Source organism: Clostridium hydrogeniformans DSM 21757, from assembly GCF_000686705.1.
Lineage (GTDB): Bacteria > Bacillota > Clostridia > Clostridiales > Clostridiaceae > Clostridium_Z > Clostridium_Z hydrogeniformans.
The window spans coordinates 167287-185471 of record NZ_KK366004.1 but is presented as its reverse complement, the minus strand read 5'-3'; the positions used below and the strand labels follow the sequence as shown (position 1 = coordinate 185471).

The 18185-nt window shown below is 27.6% G+C and carries 20 protein-coding genes and 2 pseudogenes; 2 read left to right on the top strand and 20 right to left on the bottom strand.

The features are described from left to right. Window position 1 precedes the first annotated feature (1 nt). From BR69_RS0114120 to BR69_RS0114090, 6 genes and pseudogenes are all read right to left on the bottom strand, one after another. Entirely contained in the window at window positions 2–556 is a 555-nt protein-coding gene (locus BR69_RS0114120) for a helix-turn-helix transcriptional regulator (protein WP_207640776.1), read from the bottom strand. A 510-nt stretch (window positions 557–1066) separates the two neighbouring features. Next, a complete protein-coding gene (locus BR69_RS0114115) occupies window positions 1067–1303 on the bottom strand; it encodes a hypothetical protein (protein ID WP_027633748.1) in 237 nt (78 codons plus the stop codon). 210 nt (window positions 1304–1513) lie between these two features. After that, on the bottom strand, window positions 1514–1681 hold the full coding sequence (locus tag BR69_RS21585) for a PD-(D/E)XK nuclease family transposase (protein WP_160169956.1): 168 nt from the start codon (window positions 1679–1681) through the stop codon (window positions 1514–1516). Window positions 1682–1692: 11 nt separating this feature from the next. Then, the gene (locus BR69_RS0114105; RefSeq protein WP_027633747.1) at window positions 1693–2244 is read right to left on the bottom strand and encodes a hypothetical protein; all 552 of its coding nucleotides are present in this window, start codon (window positions 2242–2244) and stop codon (window positions 1693–1695) included. Window positions 2245–2465: 221 nt separating this feature from the next. Beyond that, window positions 2466–2645, bottom strand: a pseudogene (locus BR69_RS22190) (hypothetical protein). Window positions 2646–2783: 138 nt separating this feature from the next. Continuing rightward, a complete protein-coding gene (locus BR69_RS0114090) occupies window positions 2784–3455 on the bottom strand; it encodes an HD domain-containing protein (protein ID WP_027633746.1) in 672 nt (223 codons plus the stop codon). Between the two features lie 681 nt (window positions 3456–4136). On the opposite strand from BR69_RS0114090, the gene BR69_RS0114085 reads away from it, so the two are divergent. Together BR69_RS0114085 and BR69_RS0114080 are read left to right on the top strand one after the other, a co-directional pair. Then, a complete protein-coding gene (locus BR69_RS0114085) occupies window positions 4137–4658 on the top strand; it encodes a ribonuclease domain-containing protein (protein ID WP_027633745.1) in 522 nt (173 codons plus the stop codon). 17 nt (window positions 4659–4675) lie between these two features. Further along, on the top strand, window positions 4676–4960 hold the full coding sequence (locus tag BR69_RS0114080) for a barstar family protein (protein ID WP_027633744.1): 285 nt from the start codon (window positions 4676–4678) through the stop codon (window positions 4958–4960). A 56-nt stretch (window positions 4961–5016) separates the two neighbouring features. On the opposite strand, the gene BR69_RS0114075 is transcribed toward BR69_RS0114080, so the two are convergent. The 14 genes and pseudogenes from BR69_RS0114075 to BR69_RS0114005 form a co-directional block, all read right to left on the bottom strand. Beyond that, window positions 5017–5349 carry a hypothetical protein gene (locus BR69_RS0114075; RefSeq protein ID WP_027633743.1) on the bottom strand — a complete coding sequence of 111 codons (333 nt, stop codon included), beginning with the start codon at window positions 5347–5349 and terminating at the stop codon, window positions 5017–5019. A gap of 266 nt (window positions 5350–5615) precedes the next feature. Then, window positions 5616–6233, bottom strand: coding sequence for a DUF488 domain-containing protein (locus BR69_RS0114065; protein WP_027633742.1), 618 nt, complete (start codon window positions 6231–6233; stop codon window positions 5616–5618). Window positions 6234–6265: 32 nt separating this feature from the next. Then, window positions 6266–7162 (bottom strand): annotated as a pseudogene (locus BR69_RS22410) (S66 peptidase family protein); the annotation flags it as partial. A 151-nt stretch (window positions 7163–7313) separates the two neighbouring features. Continuing rightward, window positions 7314–7694, bottom strand: coding sequence for a VOC family protein (locus BR69_RS0114055; protein ID WP_027633741.1), 381 nt, complete (start codon window positions 7692–7694; stop codon window positions 7314–7316). Window positions 7695–7949: 255 nt separating this feature from the next. Beyond that, window positions 7950–9911: an ATP-binding cassette domain-containing protein gene (locus tag BR69_RS0114050; protein ID WP_027633740.1), complete on the bottom strand. Its 1962-nt coding sequence runs from the start codon at window positions 9909–9911 to the stop codon at window positions 7950–7952. Between the two features lie 375 nt (window positions 9912–10286). After that, window positions 10287–10556, bottom strand: coding sequence for a CD3324 family protein (locus tag BR69_RS0114045; RefSeq protein WP_027633739.1), 270 nt, complete (start codon window positions 10554–10556; stop codon window positions 10287–10289). Between the two features lie 358 nt (window positions 10557–10914). Continuing rightward, window positions 10915–11817 (bottom strand): GNAT family N-acetyltransferase, encoded by a 903-nt coding sequence (locus BR69_RS0114040; RefSeq protein WP_027633738.1) that lies wholly within the window; start codon window positions 11815–11817, stop codon window positions 10915–10917. 428 nt (window positions 11818–12245) lie between these two features. Continuing rightward, on the bottom strand, window positions 12246–12770 hold the full coding sequence (locus tag BR69_RS0114035; RefSeq protein ID WP_027633737.1) for a dihydrofolate reductase family protein: 525 nt from the start codon (window positions 12768–12770) through the stop codon (window positions 12246–12248). Window positions 12771–12800: 30 nt separating this feature from the next. After that, window positions 12801–13256 carry a GNAT family N-acetyltransferase gene (locus BR69_RS0114030; RefSeq protein ID WP_027633736.1) on the bottom strand — a complete coding sequence of 152 codons (456 nt, stop codon included), beginning with the start codon at window positions 13254–13256 and terminating at the stop codon, window positions 12801–12803. A gap of 41 nt (window positions 13257–13297) precedes the next feature. Continuing rightward, a complete protein-coding gene (locus BR69_RS0114025; protein WP_027633735.1) occupies window positions 13298–13675 on the bottom strand; it encodes a cytidine deaminase family protein in 378 nt (125 codons plus the stop codon). A gap of 176 nt (window positions 13676–13851) precedes the next feature. Continuing rightward, window positions 13852–14259: a RidA family protein gene (locus BR69_RS0114020; protein WP_034849945.1), complete on the bottom strand. Its 408-nt coding sequence runs from the start codon at window positions 14257–14259 to the stop codon at window positions 13852–13854. Window positions 14260–14388: 129 nt separating this feature from the next. Beyond that, complete coding sequence (locus BR69_RS0114015; RefSeq protein WP_027633733.1) at window positions 14389–14673, bottom strand: CD3324 family protein; 285 nt, start codon at window positions 14671–14673, stop codon at window positions 14389–14391. Between the two features lie 378 nt (window positions 14674–15051). Then, window positions 15052–15393, bottom strand: a complete 342-nt coding sequence (locus BR69_RS0114010) for a hydrogenase maturation nickel metallochaperone HypA/HybF (RefSeq protein ID WP_027633732.1) — start codon at window positions 15391–15393, stop codon at window positions 15052–15054. Between the two features lie 81 nt (window positions 15394–15474). Then, window positions 15475–18171, bottom strand: a complete 2697-nt coding sequence (locus BR69_RS0114005) for an FAD-dependent oxidoreductase (protein WP_027633731.1) — start codon at window positions 18169–18171, stop codon at window positions 15475–15477. Window positions 18172–18185: the final 14 nt, after the last annotated feature.

The following is an 18185-nucleotide window of genomic DNA, read 5'->3' as shown; positions in this document are numbered from 1 at the left end:
CTTATCCCTCCTTAACATGACTCTCTAATAATCCATCCCGTACTTTTTCAATCCATTTTAATTCATTCTCATATGACATAATCATATTTTCATAAAGCATCTTCCAAATAAAATATTCATGTTTAGGTCTATTTTTAAAATGCTTTTCACGTTTTTGCTCTTCTTTATACATAGCTATATATTTTTCAATCTCTGTTTCATATTTTAACAACAGCTTTTCTATTTCTTTTACTTCTAATCTTCCTGACCAAGAAAGTTGTATTAAGAACTGCTTTTTTAATTCAGGCACTTCAACATTAGTATCAACAATCCACTTTTCTAATTCCTTTATTCCAAACTCGGTAATAGAATATATTTTTTTAGAAGGCGCACCCTCTTGATGTTTTGTCTCATTAATTACTAAATTATTATCTAATAATTGAACTAACGACTTATATATCTGATTATTATTACCTGACCAATAAAGAAATGGTGACTCCTGAATAATTTTTTTTATGTCATATCCAGTTAATGGTTGCCAACTTAACATTCCTAGAATTGCATAATCAATTGTCATTATTACCACCTCAAATCATATGTTATTAGTAACATATGATTATAATATCATATCATTTCCTAATGGTCAACATTTATATAGATGTTGTGTTTTTATCCCAAATAGTCTTTTTACAGCACTACTATTTGGATTTTCTACTATTTCAATTGACTAATTCTTTTACTTTATTATTAATTTTAATACTGTAGTTTTATCACAACTTGAACTACCTGTTATATATAAATTAATTGGTAATTTAAGAGAATAGTTATATCGCACTTTAACTACTTGGTAAATAATATAAACATAAATTCCTCAACCACATTTTAAATTACGGTTGAGGAACTTTATATTCTACATATCATCTCGTATATTTAACTATCTAATTTAAGTAAAAACTTCATTTATTTATGATACGCTTCTCCGTACCACAAATAAAAAAGTTTAGACTTCCCCATATACATAATACTTAGTCCTATTTCAAATTCAAGTTTTAATAATATTTTTTACAAAAATAAGATAGGTTTTTACCTATCTTAACATCTTAATTTCTTCTACATATAAATCTGTTTTTTCTACTATTGTTTCATCATCTAAAATATCTAATAGATTTTTTGATACTTCTAATTTACCTCTTTTTTCTACTGAACTAATCATATTAGACCTTTCATGAAGTGATTTTTCTATCTCATAATAAATCTTCATAGCTTCTTCATCACTACTCAAGTATTCGATTTTTTGTTCAGCTTTTCCAATTACTGCATCCAAACTAATCAACTCCTTTAATGTAGTTTCAGATATATCTTTTTCTAAGAATGCAAACCATATTTCTATATCATTTTCTTTATAATCTTTATTTTTTATTTCTTAGTTTAGATAACTCTAAAAACTGTATTTCTATAACATCTGTTAACATATAATCTTGCTCAATCTCTTCCCATAAGTGAGAATCTAAATCTTTGATTTAATTCTTCGAACTTACACAGCAGAGTCGTGCAAATGGAATGAAGATTGATAATTATTTGTACCTAAAAAATCAAAACCTAGAATATTTATAGTTATAAATTTTTCAAGCTTAGCATATTCTTCACATTGTTTTATATTTTCAAGATACATCTTTCCCCAATAATGTACCGTATCTTTCATCATTATGCCACTTATAATTTTTGTAAAAACTCTTCAAAGGTTAGTACTTCTGGCACTGCATAATCCCAAGATTGACCGTTGAATATTCCATAAGCCACAAATTTTTTTATATCCTCTTTATCTCCTATCAAAATAATACTAAATACTACTTCTAATTTAAATTTCATAAAATCATATACTACTTTAATATCATCATTATCCAAATTTTTTATTATTACTTCCTGTTTCATAAATCCTTCTTCAAAAACATATCTCATTGTTGCATTTACTAATTGTTTCTCTATATCATCACAACCATATTTTACTTTTATCTGATTTACCTTATCTCTATCTAATATAATTTTAAATATAGTTGCTAATCTATTGACAATAAGCTTATTTAATACTTTCATATCCTCATCATATATACTCTTATTTCTATCAGCATGCATATCTTCTATTGGTCCATTCCTATATGCATAATGTGATGTTACTACTGATATTTTATGAATAATATCCTTATCTTTTAATGGATCATCTACGTTCATGTAATTACTTAAAAGCATATTATATTCTTTTTCCACCTTTAGCCCTCCTCATTTTTTTATATTGAAGCTTTACCCATATCTAAATGCCTAGAAAGGTGCTTAAATTCTTTGTCAGATAAATCTTAGTTATTTCATCTATTTAAAATACAGCCTTTACTTAAAGAATTATAATATAAGCCAATGGCACTTTTAATATCATTGGCTTAATTTTAGTATTTTAAACATCTCTTACAATTTTGGTTCTCCACAGATACGCTTCACCTCATCGTAAGACTACTTCCTATAACCTTAACTTGTTCTTTTTGCAATACTAAATTAGATAAGGTCATGTAAAAGTCTTACTCTTCTTTTGTCTTGGCATTTTTAAATAATTCCTTCAATTGACTGTATGAGTAATTTATAAAAATATCATATAAATTAATATCCTTATTATCCATATCTATTACCTCTTACAAAAAACTATTTAGATAGATATTATATACTAAATTCAATAAATCATAAATCTACGCTCTTTTAATTTTAGTTCTCCACTGTAATTTATTATTTTCCACTTGGGAAAATTAACAAACAACTCACTAAATCCCATTTATTTCTTCCTTTAATCTAGTGAAGTATTCCTCCATAAAGGCTATTCTTTTCTCACCAATCTCTTTCCCTTTATTTGTATATAACTTACTAGGTATTTTTTTAAATTTTAATTCATATTCAATGAAAGGTGTGTGTTTAGAAACATCTTTTATTCTTCCATTTTCCACTGTATTATGGCTTAAATATTCGCTGGTTTCCTCATCTGATGTTAATCTCTGTCCAAACTGTCCTGCTAACATAAATGTACGAGCTATTCCAGTGGCTCCAATAACATCAAGCTTATCTGCATCAAATAAAATTTTTGCTTCTATGGTTTTAGGTTCATTTCCACTTCTAAATCTGTGAGAAGTTATACAATGCTTTATTTTATCAATTTCATTATTGCTATAATCTAAGCTTTTTAATATCTCTCCTGCCATTTCAGCTCCTAAAACAGCATGATCAATCTCTCCTGTATTATCCTTACTTTCCTTTACCCTTCCAATATCATGTAATAATGCAGCTGGAATAAGTACTTCTAAATCTACATCCTTCTCATGGTTTGCTATAAATGAGCATAGTTTATAAACCCTAAATACATGATCTAGATTATGAGCTGAGCAAGTTAATTCCTCCTTAACAGCCTCTATAATATTTTTATGCTTTAAGTTATTATCCATATTCCTCTCCCCCATAAGATTAAAAACTCCTATATTTCTATAAAATACTTTTTAAATTAAAAATTTTCCTTATCTAATATACAGTGCTTACTATAGTTTTTCTTAAATAATCAGTTTATGTTTACTTTATCTTTATATTGCCAAATAGTAATATAAGATATTTCCACACTATAGCCTATAAAATTTTTTATCTATTTTAATAATATTCTTAAAGTAAACATAATCCAATGTAATATTATACCATATATTGATTTTCAACTCTTATTTTCAACAATTAAACTTATCTATATATATTTCATATTTTTTATTATATAAATTCTCTCTTTACTCTTATAAGATTTTAAGTTTTAAACTTAATTTATACATCTATCCAAAGCAAGATAAATGGAGAATATCTTTAATGAATAAATTAAAAGTTTACTTTAAAACCTTATAAGTTTCATTAGTTAACTATATAATATTTATCACACTATTCTTATATTTATTATGAAATTTATTTAAGAAACTTTTTGCATAAATATAAGTATTATAAATCTATATAAATATACATACTATGACCTGTGCTCTTAGGTATCATAGAAATATCTAAGTTATATTTTAAAAATAAAAATGGTTAAACTATTATATATAACCTTCACAAAATCTATTTTTTCTATATAATATACTTTGAGGTGATAACAAATGAAAAACTTTAAAAATAAAATTTCTATTTTTATTATTGCTTTATTAGTTTTAGGAAGTGCTTTAGGCTTAATTTCTCCTAAAATATTAGATTCTTTTTCAAATAAAGGTACTGCTACTGAAAATAAAGTAGTTGAAAATAAAAATGTACCTAATGAAACTAAAAAGACTCCTAAAGAAGAAGCATCTAAAAGTAATATTATAGATGATTTCCAAGGAGTAGCAGATTACATACATAAAAATAATAAGCTTCCAGATAACTTTATAACTAAAGCTGAAGCTACAAAATTAGGATGGAAACCTGGTGAAGATTTATGGAAATATGCTAAAAATAAAAGTATTGGTGGAGATTACTTCGGTAACCATGAAGGTACCTTACCTAGTAAAGCTGGTAGGAAATGGACTGAATGTGATATAAATTATAAGGGTGGAAACAGAGGTCCCCATAGAATTGTTTTTTCAAATGATGGTTTAATTTTTGGTACATCTGATCACTATAAAACCTTTAAACAATATTATTAAATTTAGGATGGTGTGATATGAAAGTTATAATATTAGATGGAAGTAAGCTTACTTCAAAAGAAGTATTTCATAAGACAATAAAAAATCAATTAAACTTCCCATCATATTATGGAGAAAACCTAGATGCCCTTTGGGATTGCTTAACTGAAATTACTCATCCAATAAAAATTACTTGGAATAATTTTTATGATAGTGAAAAATTTCTAGGTGACTATTGTGATAAAATATTAAATATATTTTTAGAAGCTTCTAATTATCATGGTTCTAATTTTATATTTAAGGTAGATAAACCTAATAAATAGCTATTTATTATAATGTAAAATAACTTCTAGGATTATTTCCCAGAAGTTATTTTATGCTATTTTATCTTATATTTTGATTCATTTCCTTGAAACTTAGCTTTAAACTCTTTAGTAATTTTTGATAATAATATACTTTCTCTAATAACATAGCAGCATATTAAAAGTAATAGGATATATGAAATAATTTCTATTGCGATACTTTTAGGTTTCACTAGATTATTATATAATCTTATTATCCATGATCCGGCCATCCCTATAAGTATATGAGTACATTTAGATTTAGTTTTTGATCTACATTCCCTAATCCAATTCATTTGTTCCTCATTTAATTCTTTTAAATTATATCTCTTCATAAATTTTTTCAATTGTTTCTCACTTAATCCACTCATTGGTGTCCCCCATAACCCTTAGTATTTTTCACCTTTTATATTATACTTTAAATATTACTTCCAGGAAAGTTTTTTCTTTAAACCCATATTTAAGGTCATGTTTTTATATTTCCCCCAAAACTCCCCTAATATATTCTTATACATAATAAAAGACCATCACCAGCTTAGCTAGTGACAGTTTAAAATCTATTATAAATTCCTCACACCAACATTTCACTAGTGTTTAAAGAAATCTTATTACTTTTTTAAATTTAAATCTTTATTGTTTAATCCTTTAAGTTTTCTATTCTATACCCTATTTCTTTATTAGCTAATCTATATCCTTCTTCTATCATATCTTGTTCTGTTTTCTCATTACCAATTAATGCTTCCATAGTAACCTGTCCTCTATCACTAAAGTACTTATCTAAAATATTTTCTTCTAAATTTTCTTGAGATGCTAGGGAATAATCATCTAGTATGTGTTTAACATTAAAGCCAGCCTTCCTTAAAGCTCTTCCAACTAATATACTCCTATGGCATCTTAATGGATCTTGCATAGCCCCAAGTAAGGCGATATTATATCCTTTTTCACAACCTAGTTTTAGTCTTTTAATCCCTTTCTTAAAATCTTCTTCATCCACTACTTTTTCAAAGTCTGAATATCCCTTGCTATTATATGACTCTTTATTTATCCTTTTAGCTGCCAATTCTTTTGCCATATAAATATATAGAAACCCTTCTTTTATTAAGGTTTCTTTTATAGTTTCTTTATTAAACTGAATATTATATTTAGAATAAGGGGTTCCCCTAATATCTACAACACAATTAATATGATAATGACGAAGCATATCTATTAATCTTTCTACAGTATAATTTGAATGTCCTATTGTAAAAATGTCCATACTTCACCTTCTAATTCCATTTACTTAGTTTTCTATTTAGTAGCTGATTCTATAAAATTAATTTCATTTTTTTCTCCATTTAATTTCACCTTAACTCCAAGGGGTAAAGTAACCATGGGTACATTATGCCCTGCTCTTAAATTAATAAAAATTGGCTTTTTATAAGGTAATAATACACTACTAAAGATTTCTTTTAATTTTTCTTCTCTTTCCTTAATACTATTATATTCTTCCCCACATTTTATCCATGTACCTAATATAATTCCTTTACAATGCTTAAACTTTTTAGACTTCTCCATTTTCTTAAGCATAGAAAAAATATTACTTAAAGGCTCTCCCATATCTTCTATAAATAATATTCTATTCCTTGTATCAATTTCATATTTAGTTCCTAAGGTGTTTACAAGTAGTGTAAGATTCCCCCCAATTATCCCCCCCTCAACATTTCCTGAATATAAACATTGAATTTCTTCACTGACTGGGTTTTCAATAATTCCAAGAGGTTCACTAACAAATAAATTTTTATATATAGACTTATAGGTATACTCATCAATATCATGCTTAGCCTTTCCCTTTTTCCAAATATTAAAGGAGGCTGATGGTCCATGAAAGGTAATAAGACTAGAAAACTTGTTTAGTGCAAGATGCAATACAGTTATATTACTAAATCCCATAAAAACCTTAGGATTTGATTTTATCATTTCATAATCTATAAAGGGAAGTATATGCATGGTACCATAGCCTGCCTTTAAAGATATAATACCTTTAATGGAAGGATCTTTAAAAGCATTATTAATATCCTTCGCTCTAATTTCTGGTGGAACATCTATTTCATTATTAATTAAGTAGCATGATTTATACACTACTGGGATTAATCCTAACTTTTCTACCATCTTTATTGCTCTATTAACTAATTCCTCTTTAGCAGCTTGAGATGGGCAACTATTGCCACCCTATCATTTAATTTAAGCTTTTCTGGTTTTATCATAATAACTACACCATACCTTCTTTATAAACAACAGTTAAAATTAAATCTAATTTTATTTTCCTAAAAGTTTCACAGTTTTTAAGTTAATTATATTATTTCTTAAATCCTTGAATCAATTCAATTGAAACTCCATTAGGATCTTTAATAAATATAAACTTCACCCCTCCTGGTACCTCAATTGGACCACTTATAATTTCTATGGAGTTATCTTTTAATACTTTTATAGTATCATCTAAATTATCAACATTAAATCCAATGGACACCCTATGTTCTCTATTTTCTACATTAGCATTAGATATAGTCTTATCCTCTATTAACTCAATCACTGATCCCTCTTCATCATTTAGAAAAACACATTGTATTCCTTCCTGAGGATTAATCCTTCTTATCTCACTCAGTCCTATGATATTTTTATAAAACTCTAAAGACCTTTCTAATTTATCTACTGTAATTGTTGTAAATGCAATCTTCATAATCTTTATCCCCTTTATTACTTTTTTATATTTTCAAGTGTATAAGTTATAATATTAAAACTACATTAGATTCGGTTGAAACTTATTGATTCATTAACCAGTGAAATGTAAGTTGTTTAATGTAATCTATATATCAATTTAAATTAGTGAATCTCTTATACAGAGTCTATACATTTTGTAATATTATAAAGACTCATTATTAATACTTTTATAACTTCATCACTTTTTCCTTCTTTTTAATTTAATAAACAGAAATTACTCCGCTTTTTTCTTTAGGTGTTCCTGAAATAGAAGTGAATATAGAACCTTATTTCTAATTAAATTTTCATGAGTCCCTCTTTCTGAAATTTTACTACTTTCTAATACAATTATCTCCTCTGATAAATCCTTTATAATATTTAATTTATGGGATATTATAATTCCACTTAGTTCCTTTATATGTTCCCTTAGTACATCCATACATTGTTTCTCTGCTAATAAGTCAAGACTTGTAAATGGTTCATCAAGTATAAAATACCCCTTATGGCTAGGAAGTAAAAACCTAGCAAGACATACTTTATTTTTTTCTCCCCCAGATATTTTTGATCCTCTCTGTCCTAAATTTCTATCTTTAAGATATCCTATCCCTAAGTCATAAATAATTTTTTCATATTTTTCTTTAATATAATATTTTCTTGATACTAATATGGATGAAAGATTATTACCTAGTTCTTCTATATTATTTGGAATATTTCTTCCTATATCTTTTAGTATTTTATTATCCTTAAGCTGTTTATGATTTAAAAGAAATACTTCCCTAAGAACTTCATATTCATTATTATTTAATTTTACATCCTCTTTAGCAATAGTGTAATTCTTTAAAGAATGAAAGCAACTAAAAATACTACTTCTTAATTCACACTGCTTTTCATTATATTCATTTTCAGTTACCCCTATTTTACCTAATGTAATATTAAACTCTAATGAATTATTAAATATTTCTGGATCCTGACTATATAGTCTTATATTTGATTGAATAATAAACCTAGATATATCTACTACATTTTTTTCTCCATAAAGACATTGTCCACTTTTAGCTTCAATCTCTCCAAGCATCATTTTTATAATGGTGGTTTTTCCTTCTCCAGATAAACCCACTACCCCTATTTTCTTATTTATATCTAAAGAAAATTTACTAATAGTATTAAAACTTTTATTACTTTCACTAGTATATGAAAAGGAGCAATTATTAAAATAAAGATTATTACTTTTTGGTAAACTAAGTCTAGGTTCAACTGCTAAACTATCTTTAATTTTATTTTCTAAGGTTTTAAACCTATTCATACCAGAGTTTAATTCTTGAATAGAGAAGATAGGCAAGAATATACGAGAAAAATATGAAATCATTGCAATAAAAGCTGATATTTCCATTCTATTATTTAATATTTCTATCATAGATAATATAAAAAATGTTATCATGGAAATATTACGTGTTGCCTCAATTGCTGTTTTTGAAAAAGCATTAACTGCAAAAGCTGATTTAAAATATGAATCACGAAGTTTAAAAATATGTGATAAGTCTTTTTCATAGGTATGAATATCTGAATATCCAAGTATTGTATTTCTATTTTCTATAAATTCTAATACTTTAGGGTTTAATTCATATACGATTTCCCTTGCCTTTGTAAATTTATTCAAATATATTTTATTAGAAATGATAACTATGGCTATCATTATAATATAGGTCGGTAAAACTACACTTATAAATATCCATGACCATTTAGTAGATATAATAAGTATGGCTATATTAGCTATGCAAAGTATTATAATTGAAAAATAATTAGTGTCTATTAATGAAGCTATTTGTTCAGAATCCCCAAACATACTTACCATATAGGCACCTGCACCCTTTTCTTCAATTATCTTATTTTTCTTTCTAACTACAGATTCTAGTAACTCCATCTGAATCTTATTTTTTAAATAAATAAAAAGGCTATTAAGAATAAGTGCATCTCCAATCATAACAAATGCTCCTAATAGCCCAGTTATAAATAATAACATTATAGATTTACCATCAAATATTGAAACTGTAATTGAGTCAATTATATTTTTTTGTAATAAAGGAATAATTAGCATTAGAAAATTACTAATTAGGGCTGTTAAGAAAACAGAAAAGAATAGTATAAATGAGGTTTTATTAAATCTTTTAAAAACAAAATTAAAAAACTTTACTATCACCGGTGTATTCCCTCCAATTATTAAAATAGATTAATAATTTATAACTTTAATTATGAAAAAATTTTAACCATGGTGACTTAAAATTAAAAGTTTTATATATCTCCTTTCTTCAATATTAAATTGACACTACTCAATTATATCCTTCATAAGACATTTGTAAATATATTCCTTTGAAAGCTTGTAATTTTCTTCTCCTTATTTTAGAACTATATTATAAATTACCTTTTACTCCAAAGAGTTTCCGTAGAAATAAGATAAAAACCAATATTATAATAAAATTATTGTGATGAACCTACATAAATAAAAGATAATAGTTATTTCTATATCATGTTTTGCACAAAAACTACCACCCATTACATGGATGGTAGTTTTAACTTATTTATCCCTTTTATAAACAATTTTTTTAATACTGCTCTCTGAAAGAAAAAATTCTTTAGCTAAATCACTAATACTTTTTCCATCTATATATTTGCTTTGTATTTTTAAATTTCTATTCTTAAAATAATCCCTATTCTTAGATTTCTCTCCCCATCTTTTTCTTGTTTCAGGACAGGAAGGAATGTAAATATATTCACCTTGAATATATTTTTGAATTTCTTTAATTAAATTTTCTGGTAAAATCTTATTAACTCTTACATATCTCATAACATCTATCTCCTTAAAGTTATTATTAAAACTAAGGAAACAAAGCCTGTATATGTATGAATTTATAAAAAGCGATTAACTATCTACCTCTATGCAAACTATCGCTAAAAGTCATACCCTACAAACTTTGCACAGAGGATATAGAGCATTTCTCTTTTCATAAGATTATTATTCATGCTATCACACTCCAAATCATAATTAAATGAATTTATTATTTAATAAGTTAGTTAAATTCTAAAGTCTATAACCTATTATAATATTAATTACAATTATAACATTTATATCCACTTATTTCACCCTACTTTTAACACACATTTTAACATATATATTTTTATGGAATATTATCTCTGCTTTATAACTATGCATGAGACAATAAAGGAAACATTATCTCTGCTTTTTTAAATATATTATCCTTTCCCCTCTTAATAAAAAGAGTAGTATCCTCCTCATTTATCAAGTTTTTTTCATAACAAGAAATATCCTTTGGAGTGAATCCTAGAACTACTTTTTTAGTTTTCTCCTTCATCATGACATTAATAACTTTATCTAAATTTACATCCTTCTTCGTAAATACATCTTGGATTTGTAAAACTTCTTCATTAAAATCACAAATAACTATTGTATCTTCTTCCTGAATATAATAAATACTATCCCTCATAAAATATATACAATAAAACATTATAAGGTCTGGATTACTTACCATAGAAACCTTTGATAAAGGCGTTGTATTACTAGCCATATTGTAAACAAATTCCCTATCCTCTTTCTTATCCATATTCATCTTTATTATTTTATTAGAAGTTCCTTCTTTAATTTTATTTATTGAGTATTCATATTCATTACACATATCAAATCCAAATTTAGGATAAAAATCAAGGACGCTAACATTGGCAAAAAGATAAATAAGGTCACATTTATTTTCCCATTCTTTTAACACTCTCTCCATAAGAGCTCTACTTAATCCTTGTCCCCTATACTCCTCATCTGTCATAACTGTCCCAATTTGTATATATGTCTTCTTCTCTCCTAAAATTAAGAAATCTATAACATTTACCGAAACATTAGATACCACTTTATCTCCATATACCAAAGAATAAGGTATATACTTGTCTCCCCAATATCCATACTCATACCACCGTTTAAAATTAAAACCATAAGTTTTCTCTGTTAAAATATTAAAACTATCCCTTAAAACATTATCTTCTTTGTAATTACATCTATAAATATATTCTTTATCATTAAGTAATAAAAACTCTCTCATTTTATTTTCTCCTTTATTATATATAAGCACTCTATTTACATGCTATATTGGTATTTTATTAAAAACAACCTTAAGAATTTTTATGAAATAAGAATAATCCATCCACATATATCTCAAATAAAAAATGTATTGTATTTGTTTCTAATTATAAAAAACTGGATAGTACATTATTGTACTATCCAGAGTTTTTTAATGAATGATATACTTTTTATTAGGACCATAAATTCTCTTTATTCTTAATACATTATAATCTATATTACTGCTTATCTATAGCCTTGTTAATCCATAAAGTTATATAACTTTATTTATAGTTCTTAAATTAGTTAATATATTTTTATAAGTTATAGATTTTACTTTATATGTCTATTATTTTCCGGGAAATATTTATCTATAATATTGAGTTTTCAATACTTCCTAAATTAGTATACCTATCTTTTTGAATATCTTAATATAGCAATCCCATTCTCCATAATATATTCATCTAAATGTAAATCTATTTTGGGATTATTCTCAAGGAACAAAGGTCTACCTTTTCCTAGTATTGTAGGAATTATTCCAATTATATACTCATCAATAATATCTTTCTTAATGAAACTATCCACGAGAATTCCACCACCAAATAAGAAAATATCTTTACCCTCTTTTTTTCTTTCCTCTTCTATTACCTTACATATATCTCCACTTATAAAATGTACATTATCATGATTTTCTAATACCTTTGATGTTGCTACATATACTTTTTTATTCTTAAAATCCTTATGAAAGTTTTGATCATAGCAACTTTTTCCCATAACTACAGTATCTATTCCCTTTAGAAATTCATCATAATTCCATTTCTTTTCAGTATCTAATTTATTATCCCCATCCCCAACTATCCAGTCAAATCCACCATCTTCTGATGCTATATATCCATCAATACTTATTGCTAAATTTAGTATTATTTTTCTTCTCATATCTTTTTCCTCGCTTTTTATACTTCATTATTACTTTCCTAATTTCATATGTAATATAGGAAATGGATTACCTTGACTATCTACTTTAGATTTACTAAATTCCTTAAATCCTAAGTGGGTATAAAATCCTACTGCCTTTTTATTTTGTTCATTTACATCCACATATCTTGCATTTAATTTATCTATAGCATATGTTATTAGTAATTTACCAATACCACTCCCCATAAATTTATCTTTTACAAATAGCATCTCAATTTTATTTCTAATAATACCCATGAATCCCTTAATCATACCATTATCTTCTTTCATGCAAATTACATACTGCATTTCTAATAATCCACTTCTAACTAGTGGTTTAAGAGAATTAATATCTTCTTCTGTTAAAAAATCGTGTGTTGCTCTCACTGATGATTCCCATAAATCTAACATCTCATCACATTCTTCTAATGTTATTTCTTTTATTTTAAAAATTCCTTCATAGCTCATAATAAGTCTTCTTCCTTCTTTTGTGAATTCATAAATTAATTTTACTCCCACCTATTAGGTAATAATTCATTAATAGTAAGTATCCTATCCTTTTCAAACATTACCTCACATTTATAATTTTCATCATGGATTTGGCAAATGAATTCTCTACACCTTCCACATGGTGGAACAATTCTACCATCTGAACATACTGCAATTACCTTTATTATTCTATTTTCTCCGGCAGTAATCATGGCTGCAATAGCAGCATGCTCTGCACAAAATCCCATAGAACAAGGTGTATCTATGCATACTCCAGTATATATTTTTCCACTTTCACTCAAAATAGCTGCTGCAACAGAACCAGCATAGGAATTTTTAGATAATTCTCTAGGATTTAATGTATCTTTGGCAATGTTATATAATTCATCAAAATTCATAATGTATCTTTAGTGAGAAATCGTATAATAAGTATTAATTCCTCACTAAATCTATCCCCCTTGTCTACAATTTATGCCAACTATAGGCTATAACTGTATTATAGTGTTAATATTTAATAGAATAAATTGCATACTATACCTTGAATAAAATTTGGTGTATAGTTGACTTTGCTTAATTATTTTGCTGCCCATATTTCTATCTCAATTTTTATCTCTGGCAGTCCTAATTCTGTTATATAACCAACTGTCATAGATGGTGATTGCTCTCCAAAAAACTTATCCCATTCTTCATCAAAGAAATCCCAATCAAGCTCTTTAGTTGCCCAAATATTAACTTTTATAATGTTATCTGGAGTCATCTCTTCACTGGATAGTAATCCAGATATATTAGACATAGTATTAACTATTTGCTCACTAAAATCTGTTGGAAGATTTCCTTCTGAATCAACTCCTATCTGACCAGAAAAAGCATAAATATCAGCATTTTTAGGTATCTTTGTTACATGGCTATATTTTCCCACTGGCGCTGGGACGTTTGTAGGATTTATTCTTTCAATTTTTATATTATCTTGTCTATCTATCATTTTTTAATACCTCACTTTATATTTTATTTACCTGTATTTTAACATTTAGCCTTTACTTACAAGTAGTTCAAAAATATATCTGTAAGGATTTTAGTAATAGATTATCTAAAAAAATCTATACTTTTTACATTAAATATCAATCTTACCACTTCTACATTGGTATATTATCCTTCTTATACTACTCTCAGATAAATAATATTCTTTAGAGAGCTGCTTAATTGATATGCTTTTTCTATATCTATTATATATTTCAATATTTCTCTTTTTTATCTCATGTTTTAAACCACTTGATTCTCCCCAAGATTTTTTATTATTAGATTTTCTTGGTATATATAAATAACCACCATCAATATATTTCTGAATCAGTTCTATGAGATCTTTAGGTAATATATCTTGTGCTTTTTCATGTTTCATATTTTGCGCTCCTATATACATTTTAGGGTAAATAGTTAAGCAAAAACTGCACAAAACATCCATCATATTAATTGGGTATGCGCCCCAAACAAATCATGTTTTCATGTATATTACAGTCTTTGCTTGGAGCTTAATTCAATAAATAGTATTAAATATAACATGTGCTTCCTCCATTTTAATTTATAGTTTATAACAATTGTAAGCTATAATTACACTTATTTGTAGTTTACATCATTCATTTAATTATAACTTAAGACACCCTCTTAGTTTAATCCTTAAATTCCAACTAAAAGGGTGTCTATATATTATCTTCTTTAGATCTATATATTTGATTTTGGTTTATATCACATTTTTAAAATACATCTTTTAAATTTTATTTTAAAAAGCAATTATTTCCTTAATCATAAACTCTTTTCCACATAATAAGTCCCACTCTTTGCTTTCACAATTTGGACAATTACCATTATTCTCAAGAAGATTAAAAACTTTATTGCACTTTTTACAGATAGCGTTTCCAGGTAATATCTCAATTTTTAATTTCGTATCTTTTAATAAGGTTCCGTCCACTGCTGCTGGATAGCATGCTTCAATATATCTTGGTATCATAGATGAAAGTTCCCCAATCTGCAGAACTAATGTATCTATCTTTGTTAAAGCATTTTTTCTTGCAAAATTTTCAACAGTTTTAATTACTTCAATTACAACCCCCAACTCATGCAAATTAAAACACCTCTCTTATTAAGGTTTAAGATCTTTAGTCACTCTCTCCCTCATCTTTTATACTTTATAAATCTTTATTGTTTATAGTTTATTCCCCATAAAAATTGATTTAAAAGTATTAGTTACCTTTTTAGCTGAGATTTTAACCTTTCTTTTTACTACATGTTTCATAATCATAGGTTTAAGATCACTAAGTTCAACATTTTCAGCATCATATTTCCTAACTAATGAAATTGCATCGAACTTACATTTTGTCACACAAGCTCCACAACCTACACATAAATACTCATCCACTACTGTTGCTCCACAGCCAAGACAACGTTCCGTTTCTTTTTTAATCTGTTCTTCTGTAAAAGTATTACGTAAGTCCCTAAAGGTTTCTTTAGATCTGTTTCCATCAACATGACTTAACTTCTGTCTTGGAATATGATCATATCCTTCCAGATTAAGATTTTCTTTATCAAAAGCACGATATGATCTCTTAGTACGTCCAAGAGTTAAGCTTTGCCCTGGTTGCACATAACGATGAATTGAAATTGCTCCTTCTTTTCCAAGGGCAATAGCATCTATAGCAAATCTAGGTCCTGTTAATGCATCTCCACCAGCAAATATATCCTCTTCATGAGTCTGATAAGTATCAAGATTTGCTTTAATTGTTTTATTAGGGTTCAATTCTACTTTACTATCTATAACTAAATTCCCCCAGTTCATTGCCTGTCCTACTGAAATTAAAACATTATCTGCTTCAACAATCTTTGTTTCATTCTCATCAAATTTAGGGTTAAATCTACCATTCTCATCTAATACCGAAATACACTTTTTAAACTCTACACCTGTAACATGTCCGTTTTCTGTACAAATTCTTTTTGGTCCCCAAGAGTTATTTATATTAATTCCTTCTACTAAAGCCTCTTCAATCTCTTCATTAAGAGCTGGCATTTCTTTTCTACTTTCTAAACAGTACATATCTACTTTTAAAGCTCCAATTCTTTCGGCAGTTCGTGCAACATCAATAGCAACATTTCCCCCGCCAATAACAATTGTTTTTCCTTGAACTTTTATATTTTCATTAAGATTAACCTTACGTAAGAAATCAACACCAGTAATGACCCCTTCAGCCTCTTCACCTTCTATGCCAAGCATTCTACCTGACTGAGCACCAATTGCAATATAAAATGCTTCAAATCCTTCCTTTCTTAAGTCATTAATACTCACGTCTTTACCAACTTCAATCTCTGTCTTAAACTCAACACCCAATTCCTTTAAAATATCAATTTCTGCATTGACCACATTTTTTTCTAGTCTAAAGGAAGGAATCCCGAGTGTTAACATACCACCAAGTGCTTTTTGTTTTTCAAATACTGTTACCTTGTAACCATCGATGGCTAAATAAAAAGCACAAGAAAGTCCACAAGGACCAGAACCAATAACAGCGATTTTATTCCTATACTGATGTTTTATTTTAGGTATATATCGATACTCCATGTTCAAATCTTGTTCTGCAATAAATTTTTTAATATCATCAATAGCAATTGGATCATCTATATCTCCCCTAGTACATGCAGACTCACATTTTCTAGGACAAATACGTCCACATACTGCTGGAAATGGATTTTCATATTTAATAAGTTTAAGAGCTTCAGTATATCTTCCTTGAGATGCTAACTTTATATACCCTTGAATCCCTATATGAGCAGGGCATTCTGCTTTACATGGACTTGTTCCTGTGTCAACTACAACTTGCCTATTAATACGATAATCTGGATTCCATTTATCTGGTCCCCATTCTGTATCATAAGGAAGAGGACGCTCCTTTTCCTTTATAGGTGTTTTAGTGCATATTTTCTGACCTAATTTTAATGCATTGACAGGACAATTTTCAACACATTCCCCACAAGCCACACATTTATCTTTATCTACATGTGAGACATAGTTTGAACGAACCATATCAGAGTTTAAAAACATACCTGCAGTTCTTAAAGATAAGCATGAGCATCCACAACAATTACAAATGGCATGAGTTTTCCCTGGACCATCTGTATTAGGTATCTGATGCATCAAACCGTTTTCTTCAGCTTTTTTAATAATTTCAAAAGCTTCATCCTTAGTAATTTTGCGTCCTCTACCTGTGCGTATATAGTATTCAGCAGCATGTCCCATTTGAATGCACATATCTTCCTTCAAATGGCCACAGCCTTCTCCCATAACTTCTCTTGCTGTACGACAAGAGCAATCAGAAACTGAAAAAATACTATTTTCATTTAAGTATTTAGAAACCTCTTCATAAGATGCCTTCCTAGTTTCTCCCATAATAGATTCTTCTATAGGTATAACACGCATTAATCCTAAACCTACTGGAAAATTACCTGCTGTTTTAGGTCCCCTTACTCTTCCATATGCTTCAAAGGCCTCAGCAATTTGAGGGTATTTTTTTACATTCTCTTTGTTATTAACAATCATCTCCATATGCCCTGGAATCCAAAGATCATGCCAATATTTATCAACTCCATCAATTTCATTGACAAAACAAACTCCATCTACAGCCAATTTCCATAAAATTCCTCTTGTGTCTTCTACAGATTTATCACACAAAGCAGCAACTTCTTCTGCACTCTTTGGCTTACGTAATTCAAGACAAAGTGCTACCTCTGCCATTTCTTCTGTAACAATAGGTTCTAAAATTTTATATTCAGGATCTTCTGGCTTAATTTCTGATTTTGAACCACGTTTTGTCCTACTAATCTTATTTGCAAGATCTAATACCTTTTCTTTTACCATATATGATTCCCCCC

Excerpts from the sequence above, each read along its gene's own strand:
- BR69_RS0114120 (WP_207640776.1), bottom strand. The coding sequence starts at position 556 with ATGACAATTGATTATGCAATTCTAGGAATGTTAAGTTGGCAACCATTA.
- BR69_RS21585 (WP_160169956.1), bottom strand. The coding sequence starts at position 1,681 with ATGAAAGATACGGTACATTATTGGGGAAAGATGTATCTTGAAAATATA.
- BR69_RS0114090 (WP_027633746.1), bottom strand. The coding sequence starts at position 3,455 with ATGGATAATAACTTAAAGCATAAAAATATTATAGAGGCTGTTAAGGAG.
- BR69_RS0114085 (WP_027633745.1), top strand. The coding sequence starts at position 4,137 with ATGAAAAACTTTAAAAATAAAATTTCTATTTTTATTATTGCTTTATTA.
- BR69_RS0114080 (WP_027633744.1), top strand. The coding sequence starts at position 4,676 with ATGAAAGTTATAATATTAGATGGAAGTAAGCTTACTTCAAAAGAAGTA.
- BR69_RS0114075 (WP_027633743.1), bottom strand. The coding sequence starts at position 5,349 with ATGAGTGGATTAAGTGAGAAACAATTGAAAAAATTTATGAAGAGATAT.
- BR69_RS0114065 (WP_027633742.1), bottom strand. The coding sequence starts at position 6,233 with ATGGACATTTTTACAATAGGACATTCAAATTATACTGTAGAAAGATTA.
- BR69_RS0114055 (WP_027633741.1), bottom strand. The coding sequence starts at position 7,694 with ATGAAGATTGCATTTACAACAATTACAGTAGATAAATTAGAAAGGTCT.
- BR69_RS0114045 (WP_027633739.1), bottom strand. The coding sequence starts at position 10,556 with ATGAGATATGTAAGAGTTAATAAGATTTTACCAGAAAATTTAATTAAA.
- BR69_RS0114040 (WP_027633738.1), bottom strand. The coding sequence starts at position 11,817 with ATGAGAGAGTTTTTATTACTTAATGATAAAGAATATATTTATAGATGT.
- BR69_RS0114035 (WP_027633737.1), bottom strand. The coding sequence starts at position 12,770 with ATGAGAAGAAAAATAATACTAAATTTAGCAATAAGTATTGATGGATAT.
- BR69_RS0114030 (WP_027633736.1), bottom strand. The coding sequence starts at position 13,256 with ATGAGCTATGAAGGAATTTTTAAAATAAAAGAAATAACATTAGAAGAA.
- BR69_RS0114025 (WP_027633735.1), bottom strand. The coding sequence starts at position 13,675 with ATGAATTTTGATGAATTATATAACATTGCCAAAGATACATTAAATCCT.
- BR69_RS0114020 (WP_034849945.1), bottom strand. The coding sequence starts at position 14,259 with ATGATAGATAGACAAGATAATATAAAAATTGAAAGAATAAATCCTACA.
- BR69_RS0114015 (WP_027633733.1), bottom strand. The coding sequence starts at position 14,673 with ATGAAACATGAAAAAGCACAAGATATATTACCTAAAGATCTCATAGAA.
- BR69_RS0114005 (WP_027633731.1), bottom strand. The coding sequence starts at position 18,171 with ATGGTAAAAGAAAAGGTATTAGATCTTGCAAATAAGATTAGTAGGACA.